Source organism: Nocardia sp. NPDC004340 (assembly GCF_053602575.1).
In genome coordinates this window covers 604,726-620,954 of the sequence record NZ_JBSGDW010000005.1, presented here as the reverse complement: position 1 = coordinate 620,954, position 16,229 = coordinate 604,726, and the positions used below count along the sequence as shown (strand labels likewise).

Annotated in this window: 17 protein-coding genes; 2 read left to right on the top strand and 15 right to left on the bottom strand. The window is 66.9% G+C overall.

What is annotated here, in order from left to right:
• Positions 1-2: 2 nt before the first annotated feature.
• Both scnC and ACWEOI_RS23880 read right to left on the bottom strand, forming a co-directional pair.
• Entirely contained in the window at positions 3-710 is a 708-nt protein-coding gene (scnC, locus tag ACWEOI_RS23885) for a thiocyanate hydrolase subunit gamma (protein ID WP_452361050.1), read from the bottom strand.
• Entirely contained in the window at positions 707-1,546 is an 840-nt protein-coding gene (locus tag ACWEOI_RS23880) for an SH3-like domain-containing protein (protein WP_452361071.1), read from the bottom strand. The genes scnC and ACWEOI_RS23880 overlap by 4 nt, the downstream gene beginning before the upstream one ends.
• A 319-nt stretch (positions 1,547-1,865) precedes the next feature.
• Here ACWEOI_RS23880 and ACWEOI_RS23875 point away from each other — a divergent pair, with 319 nt between their 5' ends.
• A complete protein-coding gene (locus ACWEOI_RS23875) occupies positions 1,866-2,525 on the top strand; it encodes an NUDIX domain-containing protein (protein WP_452361049.1) in 660 nt (219 codons plus the stop codon).
• 102 nt (positions 2,526-2,627) lie between these two features.
• Entirely contained in the window at positions 2,628-3,050 is a 423-nt protein-coding gene (locus ACWEOI_RS23870; RefSeq protein WP_452361048.1) for a VOC family protein, read from the top strand.
• 448 nt (positions 3,051-3,498) lie between these two features.
• Here ACWEOI_RS23870 and ACWEOI_RS23865 read toward each other — a convergent pair whose 3' ends face one another.
• Genes ACWEOI_RS23865 through ACWEOI_RS23805 form a run of 13 tightly spaced genes read right to left on the bottom strand, consistent with a single transcriptional unit; the run spans position 3,499 to position 16,216 of the window.
• Positions 3,499-4,515, bottom strand: a complete 1,017-nt coding sequence (locus tag ACWEOI_RS23865) for a 3-oxoacyl-[acyl-carrier-protein] synthase III C-terminal domain-containing protein (RefSeq protein ID WP_452361047.1) — start codon at positions 4,513-4,515, stop codon at positions 3,499-3,501.
• Between the two features lie 7 nt (positions 4,516-4,522).
• Positions 4,523-5,122, bottom strand: a complete 600-nt coding sequence (cysC, locus tag ACWEOI_RS23860) for an adenylyl-sulfate kinase (RefSeq protein ID WP_452361046.1) — start codon at positions 5,120-5,122, stop codon at positions 4,523-4,525.
• Between the two features lie 11 nt (positions 5,123-5,133).
• Positions 5,134-6,282: an acyl-CoA dehydrogenase family protein gene (locus ACWEOI_RS23855; RefSeq protein ID WP_452361045.1), complete on the bottom strand. Its 1,149-nt coding sequence runs from the start codon at positions 6,280-6,282 to the stop codon at positions 5,134-5,136.
• Positions 6,279-7,964, bottom strand: a complete 1,686-nt coding sequence (locus ACWEOI_RS23850) for an AMP-binding protein (protein ID WP_452361044.1) — start codon at positions 7,962-7,964, stop codon at positions 6,279-6,281. Before ACWEOI_RS23850 ends, ACWEOI_RS23855 begins: the two co-directional genes overlap by 4 nt.
• Complete coding sequence (locus ACWEOI_RS23845) at positions 7,964-8,731, bottom strand: SDR family oxidoreductase (RefSeq protein WP_452361043.1); 768 nt, start codon at positions 8,729-8,731, stop codon at positions 7,964-7,966. Before ACWEOI_RS23845 ends, ACWEOI_RS23850 begins: the two co-directional genes overlap by 1 nt.
• Positions 8,732-8,756: 25 nt before the next feature.
• On the bottom strand, positions 8,757-9,656 hold the full coding sequence (locus tag ACWEOI_RS23840) for a sulfotransferase (RefSeq protein ID WP_452361042.1): 900 nt from the start codon (positions 9,654-9,656) through the stop codon (positions 8,757-8,759).
• A gap of 1 nt (position 9,657) precedes the next feature.
• On the bottom strand, positions 9,658-10,545 hold the full coding sequence (locus tag ACWEOI_RS23835; RefSeq protein ID WP_452361041.1) for a family 3 encapsulin nanocompartment shell protein: 888 nt from the start codon (positions 10,543-10,545) through the stop codon (positions 9,658-9,660).
• Complete coding sequence (locus ACWEOI_RS23830; protein WP_452361040.1) at positions 10,542-11,477, bottom strand: hypothetical protein; 936 nt, start codon at positions 11,475-11,477, stop codon at positions 10,542-10,544. Before ACWEOI_RS23830 ends, ACWEOI_RS23835 begins: the two co-directional genes overlap by 4 nt.
• Positions 11,474-12,280, bottom strand: a complete 807-nt coding sequence (locus tag ACWEOI_RS23825) for a 1-deoxy-D-xylulose-5-phosphate synthase N-terminal domain-containing protein (RefSeq protein WP_452361039.1) — start codon at positions 12,278-12,280, stop codon at positions 11,474-11,476. The genes ACWEOI_RS23830 and ACWEOI_RS23825 overlap by 4 nt, the downstream gene beginning before the upstream one ends.
• A complete protein-coding gene (locus tag ACWEOI_RS23820; protein WP_452361038.1) occupies positions 12,277-14,142 on the bottom strand; it encodes a M20/M25/M40 family metallo-hydrolase in 1,866 nt (621 codons plus the stop codon). The genes ACWEOI_RS23825 and ACWEOI_RS23820 overlap by 4 nt, the downstream gene beginning before the upstream one ends.
• A complete protein-coding gene (gene argC, locus ACWEOI_RS23815) occupies positions 14,133-15,146 on the bottom strand; it encodes an N-acetyl-gamma-glutamyl-phosphate reductase (RefSeq protein ID WP_452361037.1) in 1,014 nt (337 codons plus the stop codon). The genes ACWEOI_RS23820 and argC overlap by 10 nt, the downstream gene beginning before the upstream one ends.
• A complete protein-coding gene (locus ACWEOI_RS23810; protein ID WP_452361036.1) occupies positions 15,143-16,039 on the bottom strand; it encodes an ATP-grasp domain-containing protein in 897 nt (298 codons plus the stop codon). Before ACWEOI_RS23810 ends, argC begins: the two co-directional genes overlap by 4 nt.
• A complete protein-coding gene (locus ACWEOI_RS23805; RefSeq protein ID WP_452361035.1) occupies positions 16,040-16,216 on the bottom strand; it encodes a hypothetical protein in 177 nt (58 codons plus the stop codon). It abuts the gene before it with no gap.
• Positions 16,217-16,229 lie beyond the last annotated feature (13 nt).

Below are 16,229 nucleotides of genomic sequence, written 5' to 3'. Positions count from 1 at the left end.
CCTCAGTCGACTGGATGGATGGCCGCACGCGTATCGGTGATGACATTGCTCGTCACGCCCACCTTCGGCAGGGCGACACCGATCAAGCAATCGCGGGTGATGATTTCGGCGAGCTGGTCTTCGCTCCAGCCGGCGGTTCCCTCCGGGCGCATCGGCATCACCATGAAACGGTGTTTCTGGTTGGAGTCCTGCACACGCACCGCGACACCCTCGGGCAGATCGAGCCCGAATTCCGACAGCACCTGACGTGGCCAGCGGACCATGCGCCGCCGGTAATTGGGCGTGCGATACCACTCGGGAGAATTGCCGAGAATCGGCCGCGGGTAGCACGAGCACAAAGCGCAGACGATCACATTGTGCAGGTCCGGTGTGTCCTCGAGAATCTCGAATGCGGTGAAGTCACTGGGTGTTCCGAAACCGGTGGGTTCCAGCCAGTCGACGCCGACTTCCCGGCTGGCGGTCATCGGTTCCGCGAGAGCGAGCGCCTTGAACTCGGGGTCGAGCCACGCCCGGGCCACCAGGTGCGCGGCGGGAGCGGGACCGATCTGCTCGGCGAACTCGGTGAAACGGCGATGCTCCTCGGCGGTGAAAATGCCCTTCTCGATACACAATTCGCGGAGCGCGATCTCCAGGACTTCGAAGTCCGTGATTTCGTCGACCATGGGCGCAACCGTGCGCACATGGTCGTGGTCATGATCATGGCCGGTCATTCGATCCCTTTCAGCCAACGCTCGGGCAGCTCGGTTTGCAGGGTGTCGGTGCTCGTTCCGGTGTAGCCGTACCACAATTCGGCGAGATTGAACCGAACGACGTAGAACCACTCCGGTTTCGCGTCGGGCCGATCCCACGTTTCGTCCTCGGCCGCCGGGCTTTCATAAGCGACAGAAGCGATCTCACCTTTGGCGCCGCGGACGTACTCCGGCGTCCGCGTGTAGAACAGGGCGGGCAGTTCACGCACGATCACGGCATCGCCGACCCGGAACTTCGGTTCCCCGGCCTGCCCCGCGAACACCTGCGGATCGCCTTTACCGACCGCCTCGACGTGGTGCCGATTGCGTTCGACCCGCGACCCGTCCCCTTCGAACTTCGGTCGAGCCTCGATGGGCCGGCCATCGAGACCATCCGCATAACGGTCCTGAACCTCGATCATCCGCTCACTCAACTCGCCGAGGCTGATGTGATGCTTCTCGACCAGGACGCGCGCGACAGCGAGCAGCCACCGAGCGTAGTACGGAATCCCCAGATAGATCGCGCGACCCACATCGACATTCCCCATCCGGCGCCGCTCCTCCGACAACCAGATTCCACGCCAGGCCAGCACCTCACAGATCACATACGTGTTGTGCTCCCACACCTCGTACTGCTTGTTCTCGTACTTCATCGGCGCACACGGCTCACCGCCCACGTCGTGAACGGTCTTCATATAGGCCGCGAAGTGCTCGTGATCCATGAGATCGGGAGTCGGCGCGTCCGGAGTCTCGGAATACGAGGATTTGAGGCGAGCGACCAAATCCAGCTGGGCTGCCCGCTCGGCGGCACTGCTCATGACGGCTCCCTTCCTCGGCGGATAGCAAACCAAGGCAAAATCCGGGCCGCACCACATCAGGTGTGAGGAGATCAGAGCTGAGACACGAAGACCCAGGTGCGCTACCGACCTGGACCCAGGGAACTCATCCTACAGCGGCTCGCTACCGGCCTACCGCGGCCGATAGTTCTCGCGGACCGCCGGTCGGGCATCTACAGCTACCCTCGGATATCCGCCCTGCCGAGAGCATGCTCCGCCGCATCGATCCGCCGCGCACCTTGGAGTCCATCCTGACCGAGAACCTGAATACGTTCGCGCACGCCACAACCGAGGCCCTCCGATGACGGCCGGCGTCGACACCCCCGACCCGCGCGGCCGCACCGGCCTGGACCGGCACGGCCGCGACCTGACCGGAAACCCGCGGGTCCGGATCCACGATGTCGACGTGCTGTCCTGCAACTGGTACGTCCTGCGCAACACCACCTTCGACTACCAGCACAGCGACGGCCACTGGACCCGCGAACAGCGCGAAACCTACGACCGGGGCAATGGCGCGACCATCCTCCTCTACAACACCACCCACGAAACCGTCCTGCTGACCCGCCAATTCCGCCTGCCCGCCTACGTCAACGGCCACCCGGACGGCATGCTCCTCGAGACCGCCGCCGGCCTCCTCGACGGCGACACTCCCGAACAGGCGATCCGCCGCGAGGCCCAGGAGGAAACCGGACACCGCGTCGGCGCCGTCGAACCCGTCTTCGAGGTCTACATGAGCCCCGGCTCCGTCACCGAGCGACTCCACTTCTTCGCCGCCCCCTACGACCGAGCCGACCACCTCGCGGACAGCCACGGAGTCGCCGCGGAAGGCGAGGACATCACCACCGTGGAAATCCCATTCCCCCGTGCGCTCACCATGATCCGCACCGGCGAGATCGCCGACGCCAAAACGATCATGCTCCTGCAATGGGCCGCCCTCGACGGCCCCTTCCGCCGGCACTAGCCGCGCCTCGGGTCTAAAACCGTGTCGGCCGCACCGATTACTTTCTCCGCGCGACCCCGTCTGCACCCACGACCCCGGTTACCGCAAGGAAGAAGGACAGCCATGACCACCGGAAAAGATCTCGTTCTCACCCACGTTGCCGTCCTGGTCGGCGACCAGCAGCAAGCCCTCGAGTTCTACCGCGACGTGATCGGCCTCGAGATCCGCCAGGACATGCCGTTCTTCGGCGACGTCCGCTGGCTCACCCTCGGCCCCGCCACCCAGCCCGGCATCGAGTTCCTCCTCGAAACCCCCACCATGAACCCCAACGAGGCCGCCGTCCAAGCCAACCGCGCCCGCCTCGAAAGCCGAGCCATGGGCACCCTCATCTTCATCACCGAAGACGTCGACGCCACCTTCGCACGCCTCGAAGCCGCCGGCGTCCCCGTCGAACAGCCCCTCATCGACCAGCCCTACGGCATGCGCGACTGCGGCTTCGCCGACCCCTGGGGCAACCACCTCCGCTTCTCCCAGCCCCAGGCCTGACCTGCTCGACGGCACAACGGGACCCGTCCAGTCTCCATCGCACGGGTCCCGTCGCTGTCTGTCCCGATGAGGCCGGGAGCCACTGAAACTGCCGCGAGAACCGGCTACTCCTAGGCGAGAGTGCCCCAGGCCAATCCGCACCACCCCACCGGAGCCCGATGACCTCACCCCGTCTGAGTCTCGTCCTCCCAATTCGCCGCCTGGCACCACACCCAACCGGTCCTCGACATGGTCCCGGCCGCGGCTCGAGCTTCAGCCTGGAAGCCTCCCGAAGGAGTTCAATTCATCAGCCGCGGAAGAGTTTTCACCGCTCCCCGAAAGGATCGCACTGGCTGCGGCCACCCCTCATCGGCCTGGACCGGGAAAAGGCCACCGCCCCGCCGACCCCGTCCCGAACCCCAGGTAGGAGCCGAAGCCATCGACGCCTTCCCGGTGCCCGGCCGGGACCTCAGCCGTGGAAGCGCAGCACCGCCGCCGCAAACGTGAAGCCGTATCCGGTTCCGATGAGCAGCACGCGCTGCCCCGCGACCAGCTGTCCCTGCCGCCGCAGATGATCGAGACCGAATATCTGGTCGGCCCCCCCGAGGTGGCCACGGGTGAGTCCGAACTGCCACGGGCTGCGGTCGGAGAAATCCCACAGCGGTTCGAGGAACGACTCCTCGAACATGCGCCGTCCCACGAACGGGGTGATGACCCAGTCGATCCCGGTTTCGGTAGTGCCCGCGTCGGCCATCGCTTCGGCGACGACCGCCCGGACCCCCTCGGCGGCTTGCTTTCGCACCTCGTCCGGGGCCAGTCCGCCACGCCGGAAGTATTGTCGGTTGCGCTCTCTCATATCGACCGGGCCCGGCACGGCCGCGAATTGTTCATCACCGCGAAACAATTCGGCCAAGCCGATATCAGCCTTGAGGCTGATCGACTGGACCTCCCAGGCACCGGGCGTATTCGAGATCATGGCAGCGGCCGCGCCGTCGCCGAACACCATGCCCGAACTCAGACTCCACCGGTCCACCCCCGGCTCCTGGAACCGATCGGCGTAGGTCATCAGCACCGATCGGCGCGCGGATCGATCCGGGCCGATCAACCGGCCAGCGGTCAGCAGCGCGAACAGCGTGCTACTCGACCAGGCGGTCATCTCGAACGGCACGACGGGCGAATCCTCCCCGAAGATCCCCCGGGCCACCCAGCACCCCGCCGGCCACATGGCGATACCTTGAAAGTTCGCGTACGCGTGAATCAGGAAGTCCGGGTGGGAACCGGCCAGCTCACCGCTCGCCTCGACCGCCACGCGGCCCGCCCGCACCGCGGCCTCCGGGGCCGAGATGTCCATTACCTGCACGGTTTCCATGCATGTCTCCGCCGCGTCGGCCGCACGGTAGCGGCCGGCGGCAACGGCCGCGTCGACCGAGAGGAGAGTTTCCGAGTAGCAACCGAGCCCATTGATCCACAGATTCTCGAAACGCATTCGTGGATCACCCGTTCCGTTGCGCGCACGCCGGAAGCCGGTCGCCCGCGTACCTGTCAATCGCCAATGCCGCGATGGCCGACACGCACTCATCGATCGATTGCGCGGAGGTGTCCACCCGCAGATCGGGGGCGGCCGGCGCTTCGTAGGCCGACTGCACTCCGGTCATGCCGGCGAGATTGCCGTCCGCGGCAAGCCGATACAGGCCCTTCACATCGCGCTGCCGGCACACCTCCAGCGGTGTGTCGACGAAGACCTCGATATAACCGAGGCCGGCGCCCTCGTGCGCCGCGCGCACGGCCTGGCGCGCAGCTTGAAACGGGGCGATAACCGAAACAACCGGCACCACAGCGTGATTGGCGAATCGCCGCGCGAGATCACCGATCCGGCGAATGTTCTCCCGCCGATCGTGATCGGTGAATCCCAGTTCGGGAAAGTAGTCGGCCCGCAGCGCGTCCCCGTCGAGATGCTCGGTGGGCGCGACCCCGACGAATCGCTCGCACAGCGCCGCGGCCAGGGTGGTCTTGCCAGAGCTCGGCAGCCCGGTGAGCCAGATGGTGCACCGCATATCGTTCTCCTTCGTATTGACGTTCGGGGCCCAGCGCATGCCGTTCGGGCCTAGGGCGCGAACGACCGACCGAACAACTGACGGGCCACGACCAGGCGTGCCGCGTTCTCGGTACCGTCCGCGATCTCCGGTCCGACCAGATCACGCAGTCGGCGTTCGAAATCGGCGGCCGAATTCCAGCCGCGGTGCCCACAGGTGAGCAGGGCGCGGTGCGCGGCCTCGAAACACACCCGCGGCACCCACGCCTTCGCCATATTGGTCGCGGCGGTGTAATCCCGGCCGGAGTCTCTGCGGTCGAGCGCGTCCATGGTCAGCAGGCGCGCGGCGGCCACCGTGGTCTGCGCATCCACCAGCGGGAACGCGACACCCTGATGCGCACTGATCGGCTTGCCGAACGCGATCCGCTCCCGGGCATAGTTCACGGCCGCGTCGAGTGCCGCCTGTGCCGCACCGACCGCCATCATGCAGATGAGCGCCCGCGAATAGCCGAAACCTCGCATCACCTCGACGAATCCACGGTTCTCGGCACCGACGAGCTCGGCCGCACCGGCCTCGAATCGAACGAATTCGAGGCTTCCCCGTCCGCCCGCCCGGCAGCCCAGATCCTCGAACACCTCCCGCCGGACCTCACCGGCGGAGAGATCGACGAAGAACGCCGAGACACCCCGGGCACCCGGCTCGCCGGTGCGAGCCAACACCAGGGCGTGAGTCGCGTAGCCCGCCAGCATGATCGAGGTCTTGCGCCCGGTCAGGACCCAGCCCTCGCCCACTCGTTCGGCCCGGAAGCTGATGGCGGCGGCGTCGGTGCCCGCGTCCTCCTCCGTCAGGCACAGGGCCGGTACGACCCGGCCCGCCGCGATCGACGGCAGCCATCGTGACCGCTGTTCCGGACTGCCGTTCTCGGCCAGGATGCTGCCGACCAGCGCACAATTGAGCACCGCGTAGCACGGCGACATATCCACTCGTGCAAGCACTTCCAGAATCGCACCGACTGTCGCCGAGCTGGCCCCCGCACCACCGAACTCGGTATCGATGCCCAAGCCCAGGAACCCTGCCCGCCCCAATTCGGGCAGCACCGAGGCATGCAGTCGGCCGGTCCGGTCGTGGTCGCGGGTGTGCGGTTCCAGCACGCGCTCGGCGAACTCACGCGCCTGGCTCACCCAATGGTCGCTGTCTCGAGCGAATTCCGTGATCGTCATTGTGGGATCCCCCCGTTCTCCATCTCCCGCAGGAGGAATTTCTGCACCTTCCCGGTGGTGGTGCGCGGCAGCGCGGACACGATGCGCACCTGTTCGGGCCAGTAGATCTTCGCCATGCCCAGACCCTCGAGGTGAGCGGCGATATCGCGCACCGAGGGCTGCGATCCATCGGTCACCAGGACGGCGCAAGCCTGCTCGCCCAACCGCTCGTGCGGCACCGCGACGATCGCGATATCGCGTACGGCCGCCATGCCCAGGATCGCGCTCTCGACCTCGGCCACCGGGATCTTCTCCCCGCCACGGGAAATGACGTCCTTGGCCCGCCCGGAGATCCTGATCTCGCCGGGTCCGGTCCAGCGCGCCAGATCACCGGTTCGGAACCAGCCGTCGTCGGTCAGGCATTCCCGGTAGATCGGCGGACGCCGGAAATAGCCCAGGCATTGGGAGGCACCGCGGGCCTGCAGCTCACCGACGACGCCGGGGGCGGAAATGGACTCGCCATCGGAGCCGATGATGCGGACCCGCATGCCCTCGACCACGGTGCCGTCGCTCTCACTGGCCCGCGATTCCGAATCGGTGCGACGAGTGACGGTGACACAGCCGTTCTCGGTCATGCCCCATTCGGAGTACAACCGGCATCCCAGGACGCTGTGTGCCATCGCCGTCAGGTGCGGTGCGATGGGCGCGCTACCGGTAACGAAGCTGGTAAGCGCGCCGAGGGCGCGGGGGCGTTGCCGTTGTGCCGCGATCAGGTCGGTCAGGAAGGTGGGCGCGCCCATGAAGAAGGTCGCTCGCTCCCACTCGAGAATATCGAGCATCTCGTCGGGGTCCCACTGCCACACCTGTACCGCCGTCGCACCCAGGATCAGCGGCATGACGAAGTTCCAGGTATATCCGGCTTGATGACTGGTCGGCGACCCCATGCAGGTCACGGTCTCGGGACCGAGATCGAGTTCCCGCGCCTGGACCGAGTTCATCGCGTAAAGGGTGTTGTGCGAATGCAATACGCCCTTGGGCTCCCCGGTCGTGCCCGAGGTGAACATCAGCTGGCACACCTCATCCGGATGCCGCTGCGCGGCCAGTTCCGGCAGTGTCGGACCCGGATCTCGCGGGTCGAACGCGGCCTCCCATTCCGCGTAGTCGGCGAATCCGTGGCCACGCGCGTCCGGCTCGCCCGCCGACTCGCCCGCGACCAGCAGTACCCAGCGCAAGGCGGGCAGTTCGGCGACGAAGCCGTGCAGCATGCCCGAGATCGAATAGCCGCGGTGGCTCTCGATACCGACATAGACCGTGGCAGCGGTGGATTCGAGGATGAACCGCACTTCCCGCGACCGCATCGCGGGCAGGATCGGCGCGGGCACCGCTCCGATCGCATTGGCCGCCAAGCACAACACGATCAGCTCGACGGCGTTCGGAAGTTGTAGGGCCACAACATCACCGGCGGTGACTCCCGCCTGCCGCAGCAGCAGTGCGGTGCGGTGCACGCGCTCGGACAGCTGCCGGTAGCTGAAGCGGTCGGCCCTCCGCCCGCGGTAGCACACCAGGGCGTCCTTGTCCGGGTAGCGCGTGGTCGCCGCGATCAGGTCGTCGACGAGGGTCTGATGCCGTCGCCACAGACCCAGCTCGCGAAACTGGTCGGCATCGGCGGGCATGAAGATGTCATCGCGTGCGGCAACAATCATCAGACACCCGCCGCTTTTCCGCCGTCGACCAGTAATACCGTGCCGGTGATGAAACCAGCGGACTCGCCCGCGAGAAACGCGACGATCTCACCGAATTGGCCCGGATCGCCGATCCGCCCGACCGGAAGTTCCGCCGATAATCTGTCGATCTCCCGGTCCATATCCGCGCCGAACTGACTTTCCAGGGCGGCGGTCCGGTGATAACCCGGGGCCACCACATTGGCCGTCACGCCGTACTGCCCGGCGGTCTTCGAGACATTCTTGGCGAAGGCGGCGATACCGGAACGGACGGTCCCCGAGAGCACATTGTCCACGATCGGTTCCCGAATGGATTCCGAGGTGATGTAGACGATCCGTCCCCACCCATTGGCTTGCAGATGAGGAAGCGCGGCGAGGGTAGCGGCGATATGCGGGAGCATCGTCGAATCAACCGCTTCGCGATAGTCCGAGCAGGCAAAGGCGTCGATCCCGCCGTGCTCGACGCCGCCGGTGTTGGAAACCAGAATGTCCACCCGCCCGAAGCGTTCCGCCGCACCGGCGACCCACGAATTCACCGCGGCCTCGTCGGTGATATCCACTACCTCGGAACAGATCTCGCCCGCACCGATCCCCCGCAGTTCCGACACGGCATGATCGAGTTTCTCGCGGGTCCGCGCACACAGGCAGACGTGCGCGCCCTCCCGTGCCAATGCGGCCGCGACCCCGAAACCGAGACCGGTGCTCGACGCCATGACCAGCGCCACACGGCCTTTCACTCCAATATCCATGATCTTCTCCTGTTACCGTCGGTCGTCAGCGCCGGGTGAAATACCGGTAGCGGAGGGCGAGCGGCGCGGTGAGCACCGTGACCAACACTTTCTCGAGGACCGAACCCCGATTCCCGCCCGGGCCGCGATCTGCGATCGTGACCCGCCCCCGCACAAAGCGATCCGGATTTCCCGTCACCGTATGATTGATCCCGAATTCGACAACGCGATCCGGTCCGATCGGGGATTCCACTGCGGTACCGGCGAATTCGAGTATCTTGCGGATGGCCGGTTCCGGATCCCGCACCAGATCCTCGTATCGCATCCGCATATACGGCACCCCCGCGCGAGCGGCTATCAGCTCCGCCGAAATATTGAAACTCAGCCAATACCCGAGCGTTCGCAGCGGTGACAGCGGCCGGATATAGGCTTTCGGTTTCCGATACGAATCCACCGTCTCGTGCGCCGAACGCACAATGTGCAGAATCCGCAGATCGACCGCCCCGGTCGCGGCCAGCACGACCGGTTCGACCGGGACCTTCGAGCTGTCCACGATGACCGCGATTGCGCCACCGGCGCTGATCGCGTCGTAGACCGCGAGGCGATCGCGAACCACCGGGGCCGATGCGCCTGGTCCCGCCGGATCGATCAGCCGCGCCAGCGTGTGGCGTACCCGCGTGCTCGCGCGCTGACCGGCCACCACCCGGCCCGCCTCGGCCATATCCACCGCCGCCAGCACCGGAGCCCAGAACTCGCAGGCGGACAATGGTTCTCCGCACCCGCAGTTCGAATTGGATCCGGTGCGCAGCGTCAAATTCTTCCAGAGGAAGTGCAACTCACCCAGGTGCGCGACACCGTCAACCTCGTTGAGGATGTTGCCGACCAGGGTGCTGCCCGAGCGCATCATGCCCGTGATGTAGAGGACCGTGGGACGAGCCTGTCCCACCTCAGCCGACCTCGAGCGTGATCAGATGATCGGGCAGTCCGACAGCGAATCCGAAGCGGGTGCGCGCCCGAATGATTCGCTGGCCGGGATCGTCCGCCGGTAGCAATTCGAGCGAGCCGACGCGGGGCAGGAACAGTGTCGCGGCGGCGCTGAAGTCGCCGAGCAGCAGCTGCCCGGCCGGGATCATCCGCGTACGCGAGACCTTGACCCCGACGGCCTCCAACCGGGGCAGGACACCGGCCCGCACCAACTGCCAGTACTGCTGCGGGTGCACGACCATGCCGTCCAGCGATCCGCCGGCCTCCTCCACCTCAGCGGCCAAATCGAACACGATGTCCTCGACGGGTCCGCGCATCGGATCATGGCGGCGGACGCCCGGCTCGTTCAGCAGCCCCGTGACCGCCTGGTCGGGGCTGCCGTGCAGCAGGGTCTCGTTCTCACGGACCGACAAACGCACCAGGACTCGATAGTCCACGAATTGCGCCAGTTGCCCGGAGTGCGACAGCAGGTCCACCGGAACGGCCACATCGACCTCGATGTCGGTCATGGCGGCCGATTCCGCCATCGCGACCGCGCCGGCCTCCCTGGTGTTCTCGTATCGGCGCGAGCGATTCGCCGTTCCCGCGCCGACGAGGACCCGTTCGCGGATGTACTCCACCGGACCATCGGCCGTGGAGGCGGTTTTCACCAGATCGCGCACGGTATAGCGTGGGCGATGGGCGAACAGGGGGAACGCGCTCGTCAGGTGAGCCCGATACATCACCTTCAGCTCACCGTGCGGTGCGTCCGCGCGGACCGCGCGCGCGAACTCCTCACCGATCGAGAATCGCTGCGCGGTATCGTCGACCAATCCCACATGGGGGCGCTCCAGCCATGGGCTGCCGGTCATCTTGATTCCTCCACTTTGTCTATTTCCGCGCGGACCGCCTCGACGGTGAATCCGCACGACGCCAGTACTTCACGGTGATCGCCGCCGACCGCGGCCCAGCCGGACCCGACATTGACGCTGACCACCTCGATTCCGCGGGCCATTAAGGCCAGCGACGATGCGACGCTGCCCTGCAACCGGTGCTCCTCGACCACGATCACCGTTCGCGATCGCCGCGCCAGCTCCTCGGCCGCGCTCGCCAGATGCCCGGCATCGACCCAGCACAGCTGCGCGTGTCCGACACCGGGCCGCACTTCGGTTGCGGCCCAGCAGATTTCCGTTGCCCGCTCGCCGATCGAGACGACGGTCGGCGCTCCGGGGCCGGGGGTGCGGCACCAATTGAGCCGACCCGGGCGCGCCGCGCCGACGGGTTCGTGTGGCTCATTGCGCGCCAGTCGCATGTAGGCGGGTCCCTCGGCGCCGTGCAGATAACGCAGCGCCTGGCGGGTCTCGGCCTCACCGCAGGGAACCGCGATCGTGACCCCGGGTATCGCTTGCACCACCGCGAGGTCGTCGACCGCGTGGTGCGTGGGTCCGTACCACGCCCCGGACAGGCCACCGTACGGACAGACCAGAACCACCGGCGCATTGATGTAGCCGAGCCCGAGTTTGAGGCTTTCCGCCGCGCGATGCGCGGCGAAGGTCGCGAAGGTGCTCAGGTACGGTCGCAGACCCGCTTTCGCCATACCCACCGCGATATCGATCGCCGCGCCCTCGGCGATCCCGAGATTGAAGAACCGATCCGGGAATTCGGCGGCGAAGGCATTGCCGTGCCCGCCGACATCGGCCTCGAGGCAGACGATCCGTTCATCCTCGCGAGCCATCCGGACCAGTTCGTCCCGATATGCCTCGCGCCCGCACAACGGTGCCACGTCGTTCACGGCCGCGCTCATGTGTTCTCCCCGTGCAGTGCCGACTTCCATTCGCGTGCCCGCTTCCGGCTGATCCGGACGTAATGGGATTTCGACAGACCCTCGGCCGCCGCGACCCCCTTGGCCTTCACCGTGTGGGCGATCACCACATGCAGGCCACGCGCCGTGCCAACGGTTGCCAGCAGCTCCCCGACCTGGTGACCGTCCACGCTGTCGACGGTGGCGCCGAAGGACCGCATCCGGGCGGCGAGATCGGCGACCGGCGAGATGTCGGCGACGTAGCCATCGTTCTGACCGCCATTGGCGTCGATGAGCACGGTCAGGTTGTCCACCCCCTTGGCCGCCGCGATCTGCAGGGACTCCCAGACGATGCCTTCCTGCAGTTCGCCATCGCCGACAATGGCGAAGGCGCGGCCGGTTCCACCCGAAAGTCGTTGCGCCAGCGCCCATCCCACCGCGTAGGCCAATCCGTGACCGAGGCTGCCGGTGGGGAACAGGACGCCGGGAAGGTTCTTGCCGGGGTGGCCGGTCAGCGAGGACCCCGCACGGCCGTACTCCGCTGCGGGATGCTCGCCGGTGACGTCACGCACATACTGTGCCGCGTACAGCGCCGCTGCGGCGTGCCCCTTGCTGAGTACCACCGGACCGCCTTCGCGATCGGCGAGCTCCATTGCGACGAGCAGTATTTCGATGACGGACAGGCTGCCGCCCAAATGGCAGCCGACCGCACCGGCGGCGATATCGATCACCACCTCCCGACAGCGGATCGCCTGCGAGCGCAAGGTTTCGGTGACCGCGGGGGCCTGACCGAGTTCGATCGTCACTGTGCTGCACTCCCTTCCATTGTGGCGGCCCGTTCGAACAGCCTGGTCAATGTCGCGTCGAGCACCGCTCGCGCGTCCCGGAAGGACTCGGCGGGCAATTGTTCGTCAGGCCGGTGGTCGTAGGCCGCGTCACCGGGCCCGTACGCCACCGCGATCAGCTCGGGCCACCCGGTGGCCAGGGTGTTCATGTCGCTGCTGCCGCGTTTGAACACATACCGGGGCCGCACGCCCACGGATCGGAACGCTGTGGCGAACGAGCGCACGAGTTCGTTGTCGCGCGCGGTCCGCACCCCCGGTGTGGCGCGCAGGATCTCCACCGAGACCTGCGCGGATGCCACCGAGCGCACGGCCTCGACGAGCTCGCCCAGCTCGACATCCGGTGGTACCCGGACATCGACGACCGCGCTGCCGGACTGACCGCCCGCATGCTCGCCAGCCCCTATGTCCAGTGTCGCCACCAGCGCGTGTGGCGCTCGGGCCAGTACCGCTTCCCGCAGTCGCGTCAGCGCCGCGAGCAGCCCGTCGGCGGCGGTCACCGTGCCTTCGCCCGCCGGGTGCGCGCCCTCTGCCCGGAATCGCAGTGCCGCCTTCAGCAGGCCGTTGTAGCCGATCGTCAGTGCCGCCGCACCGCTGGGCTCACCGATGATCACCACATCGGCCCGATGCTGATCACGGATATGGAAGGCCCCCGCGGAGGTGGTCTCCTCCTGCACCGCACCGACCACCAGCAGCCGGACACCCGGGGGAACCTGTGCCGCGGCGGCGGTTTCGAGGAACACGGCCAGGCAGCCCTTCGCGTCGACGCTGCCGCGGCCGCTCAATATCCCGTCCTGCCAGGACGGCGTCCACCGGAACGGCACCGTGTCCAGGTGACCCAGCAGCAGCACGGTGAAGGGGCCGTCCCCGATCGTCACCACCAGGTTCCCTGCCGCGTCCAGATCTGCGGAAAGCCCGCGAGCCCTGGCCCATTCACGCAGGTAGCAGGCCAGCTCCGCCTCGTCACCCGACACCGAGGAGATGTCCACCATCCGCGAGAGCAACCGCAGATCCGCGTCGCAGTCACCGGCACGCCAACACCTGGTGCCGGCCGTCGGCCGCAGCCAGTGCACGCCGGTGATCGCGATGTCGGCGGGACCGTCCTGCGCGAGCTCGACGGCACGGATCTTCTGCCGCATCCGCCCTTGCGCGTACCGGTATCCCTGTCCCGAACAGATGTCGGCGATCACCGAGCCGGGGTCGCCGACATCGGACAGCAGCCCGCCCGTCGAGGTGACGATGCGCAGATGATCGGCCCCCAGCGCATTCGACAGGCTGGCGGCGAGCACGTCGGCATCGATATTGAGCCAGCCGCCGTCGCGGCCGGCGATGGGGGCCGTCAGGCAGACCGCGTCACTGGTGGCGAGCAGATCCCCGAGGGCATCCACGTCGACTTCGCACACCGTCCCGGCCAGCTGCTCTCTGGTCACCCGAATACGCTCGCCCGCAACGATTTTCATCGGACGGTTGGGCAGTCCACGCACCAGTCCGCGGTCCCCGGCCAGCAGGGCCGTCACCGTCACCCCGGCCGCTGCCGCCGCGGAAACCACCCGCGGCAGCGTCCGGCTGCGATAGGACGCCACGATATGGGGCATCTCGGCGGGCCGCGCGTCGCGAACCCGCTGACCCCCCACCATTGTCAATAATGGTGGGGTACGGCCGATTTCGGTGTAGTGGTCGGTGATATCCGCGGAACCTCCGGCGATCACGAGAATCCGGGCCCCGGTGGCGGTCAGTTCCGCCAGCTGCGACCACACTTCGCCCGCCCGAAGCGATGCTCCACCGATCTTGATCACGTACAGCGGACGATAGGGCGCTAGGGCCATCGGGCCACCGCCTCCAACCCGGCGTGCTCCTCGAATCCGAGCAGCCGATTCATGGTTTGGACCGCCTGGCCGGCTCCACCCTTGATCAGGTTGTCCAGCGCGCAGACGGCAATGCAGTCACGATCTCGCACCGCGACACCCACTTCCGCGTAATTCGTCCCGACTACCGTGTTCAGCGATGGGAACGAGGTCGGTGTGCGGCCATTGCGGACCCGCACGAAGGTCTGGCCGCGATAGCTGTGCGCATAGGCTCTGCGCACCTGGGCCACGTCGGCACCCGGTGCGAGCCGCGCATAGGAGGTGACGAAGATTCCCCGGCTGATCGGCAGGCTCATCGTGGAAAACCGGATGTCGGGCGTCACGCCCGCGTACCGGCCGATGGCCTCGGCGATCTCGGGCTCGTGGCGATGCCCGAAGAAGCGGTGCATCCGTACCTCGCCATAGCGCTGGGCATGCGGCTCGCCCGCCAGGCCACCACCGCTCGAACCCGTCTTGGCCTCGATCACCATCGGACCGTCCACCAGCCCGGCTCGGAACAGCGGCATCACCGCGTACTGCGCGGCGACCGCCATGCACCCGGGCAGATTGACGACCGATGCGGGGGCCGCGTCGGCGAACTCGGGTACGAAGTAGGCGTCGGGGACTCCAGCGGCACTCGACTTGGGATAGTGCCGGGCGAGCTGCTCCGGGTCCGAGAGCCGGAAGTCCCCGGCTACATTGACGACGTGCCCGGCTTGCTGCCGCAGTTGTGGAAGTACCTGCGGGAGTATGCCATTGGGCATCGCCGAGATGGCTATATCTATCGACCGCACCTCGTCGATCGAGGAGAATCTGAGGTCGCCCAGCGGTGAATTCCGCAGGCCGCGAACGACCTCACCGACCGCCTGCCCGACCTTCGACGAACTGACCGGTACAACGGTGGCGACCTTCGGATGGCCGCCGAGCAGGCGCAGGATCTCGCCGCCGATGAATCCACTGGCACCGAGTACGGCGACGGTCGTCACGAGGTCACCGCCACGAGCTCGGCGAACTTCTGGGGCGCGTCCGCCCGCTGGACGAGAAAAGCCGCGAGCAGCGCCGGGATATCGATGTCGTGATACTCGGACGACCGCGCGAATTCCGGGTTCGCATTGACCTCGAGCACGAGATACTCACCGGTATCGACCGATTGGACGATATCGACGCCGTAGAAGCCGGGCCCCAGCAATTCGACGACCTCGGCACACAGCGCCCGCACCGCGGGCGCCGGCTCGATCGCCTCGATCCGCCCGCCGAGCGCGGTATTGGTCCGCAGCTGCTCGGCCGTGCGCCGAATGACCACCACCACCTCCGTGCCGATCACCAAGGCACGCAGGTCATATCCGGCCTTGGGCACGTGATGTTGAACCACAACCGGCAGCTCCCGGCCGTTCATGTCGACGCTCTCCCAGCCCGCCTGCCAGGCCGAGAGCTGCGCGGGCGAGGACAGCCGCACCACTCCGCGGCCCCACGACCCATTGACCGGCTTGACCACCACGTCACCCCCGCACCGATCGAACGCGGCACGCACATCGTCGAAGGTGAAGGCGATCTCGGTGTGCGGATGCCGAATTCCATTGTTCGCGAGGGCCAGCGCCTGCATGTCCTTACCCGAACAGGTCAGGATCGCGGCGGCCGAGTTCAGCACCGGGATCCCGGCGCGCTCGAAAAGCTGTGCCATACGCAGGTTCTCGTCACGCGACACGTTGCGCATCAGCACGAACGCCGGACGTTCGCCTTCCACTCTCAGGTGATCCGCGAAATTCCGTCGATTGGCTACCTGAACGGTGTACCCCAGCGCGCGGATCGCGTCGGTGATCTGGCGCTCCTCGGGCCGGAGCACCGTCACCGAAACGAGCACCGGGCTCGAATGCGACACCTATTCGCCCCAGTCCTCTTCGACCTCCGGCGCGAAGTCGACTCGCACCGACGGCTCGGTCTCGATCACTTCCAGTTCCTGACCGCAATCGCCGCACGCCAGAATTTCGGCGAGTTCGATGGGTTCGGGCAGCCGGACCGCGGCATCACAGGACAGGCAGGCAACAGAATCGGCCATGGTTGATTCCTTT

Excerpts from the sequence above, each read along its gene's own strand:
- scnC (WP_452361050.1), bottom strand. The coding sequence starts at position 710 with ATGACCGGCCATGATCATGACCACGACCATGTGCGCACGGTTGCGCCC.
- ACWEOI_RS23880 (WP_452361071.1), bottom strand. The coding sequence starts at position 1,546 with ATGAGCAGTGCCGCCGAGCGGGCAGCCCAGCTGGATTTGGTCGCTCGC.
- ACWEOI_RS23875 (WP_452361049.1), top strand. The coding sequence starts at position 1,866 with ATGACGGCCGGCGTCGACACCCCCGACCCGCGCGGCCGCACCGGCCTG.
- ACWEOI_RS23870 (WP_452361048.1), top strand. The coding sequence starts at position 2,628 with ATGACCACCGGAAAAGATCTCGTTCTCACCCACGTTGCCGTCCTGGTC.
- ACWEOI_RS23865 (WP_452361047.1), bottom strand. The coding sequence starts at position 4,515 with ATGCGTTTCGAGAATCTGTGGATCAATGGGCTCGGTTGCTACTCGGAA.
- cysC (WP_452361046.1), bottom strand. The coding sequence starts at position 5,122 with ATGCGCTGGGCCCCGAACGTCAATACGAAGGAGAACGATATGCGGTGC.
- ACWEOI_RS23855 (WP_452361045.1), bottom strand. The coding sequence starts at position 6,282 with ATGACGATCACGGAATTCGCTCGAGACAGCGACCATTGGGTGAGCCAG.
- ACWEOI_RS23850 (WP_452361044.1), bottom strand. The coding sequence starts at position 7,964 with ATGATTGTTGCCGCACGCGATGACATCTTCATGCCCGCCGATGCCGAC.
- ACWEOI_RS23845 (WP_452361043.1), bottom strand. The coding sequence starts at position 8,731 with ATGGATATTGGAGTGAAAGGCCGTGTGGCGCTGGTCATGGCGTCGAGC.
- ACWEOI_RS23835 (WP_452361041.1), bottom strand. The coding sequence starts at position 10,545 with ATGACCGGCAGCCCATGGCTGGAGCGCCCCCATGTGGGATTGGTCGAC.
- ACWEOI_RS23830 (WP_452361040.1), bottom strand. The coding sequence starts at position 11,477 with ATGAGCGCGGCCGTGAACGACGTGGCACCGTTGTGCGGGCGCGAGGCA.
- ACWEOI_RS23820 (WP_452361038.1), bottom strand. The coding sequence starts at position 14,142 with ATGGCCCTAGCGCCCTATCGTCCGCTGTACGTGATCAAGATCGGTGGA.
- ACWEOI_RS23805 (WP_452361035.1), bottom strand. The coding sequence starts at position 16,216 with ATGGCCGATTCTGTTGCCTGCCTGTCCTGTGATGCCGCGGTCCGGCTG.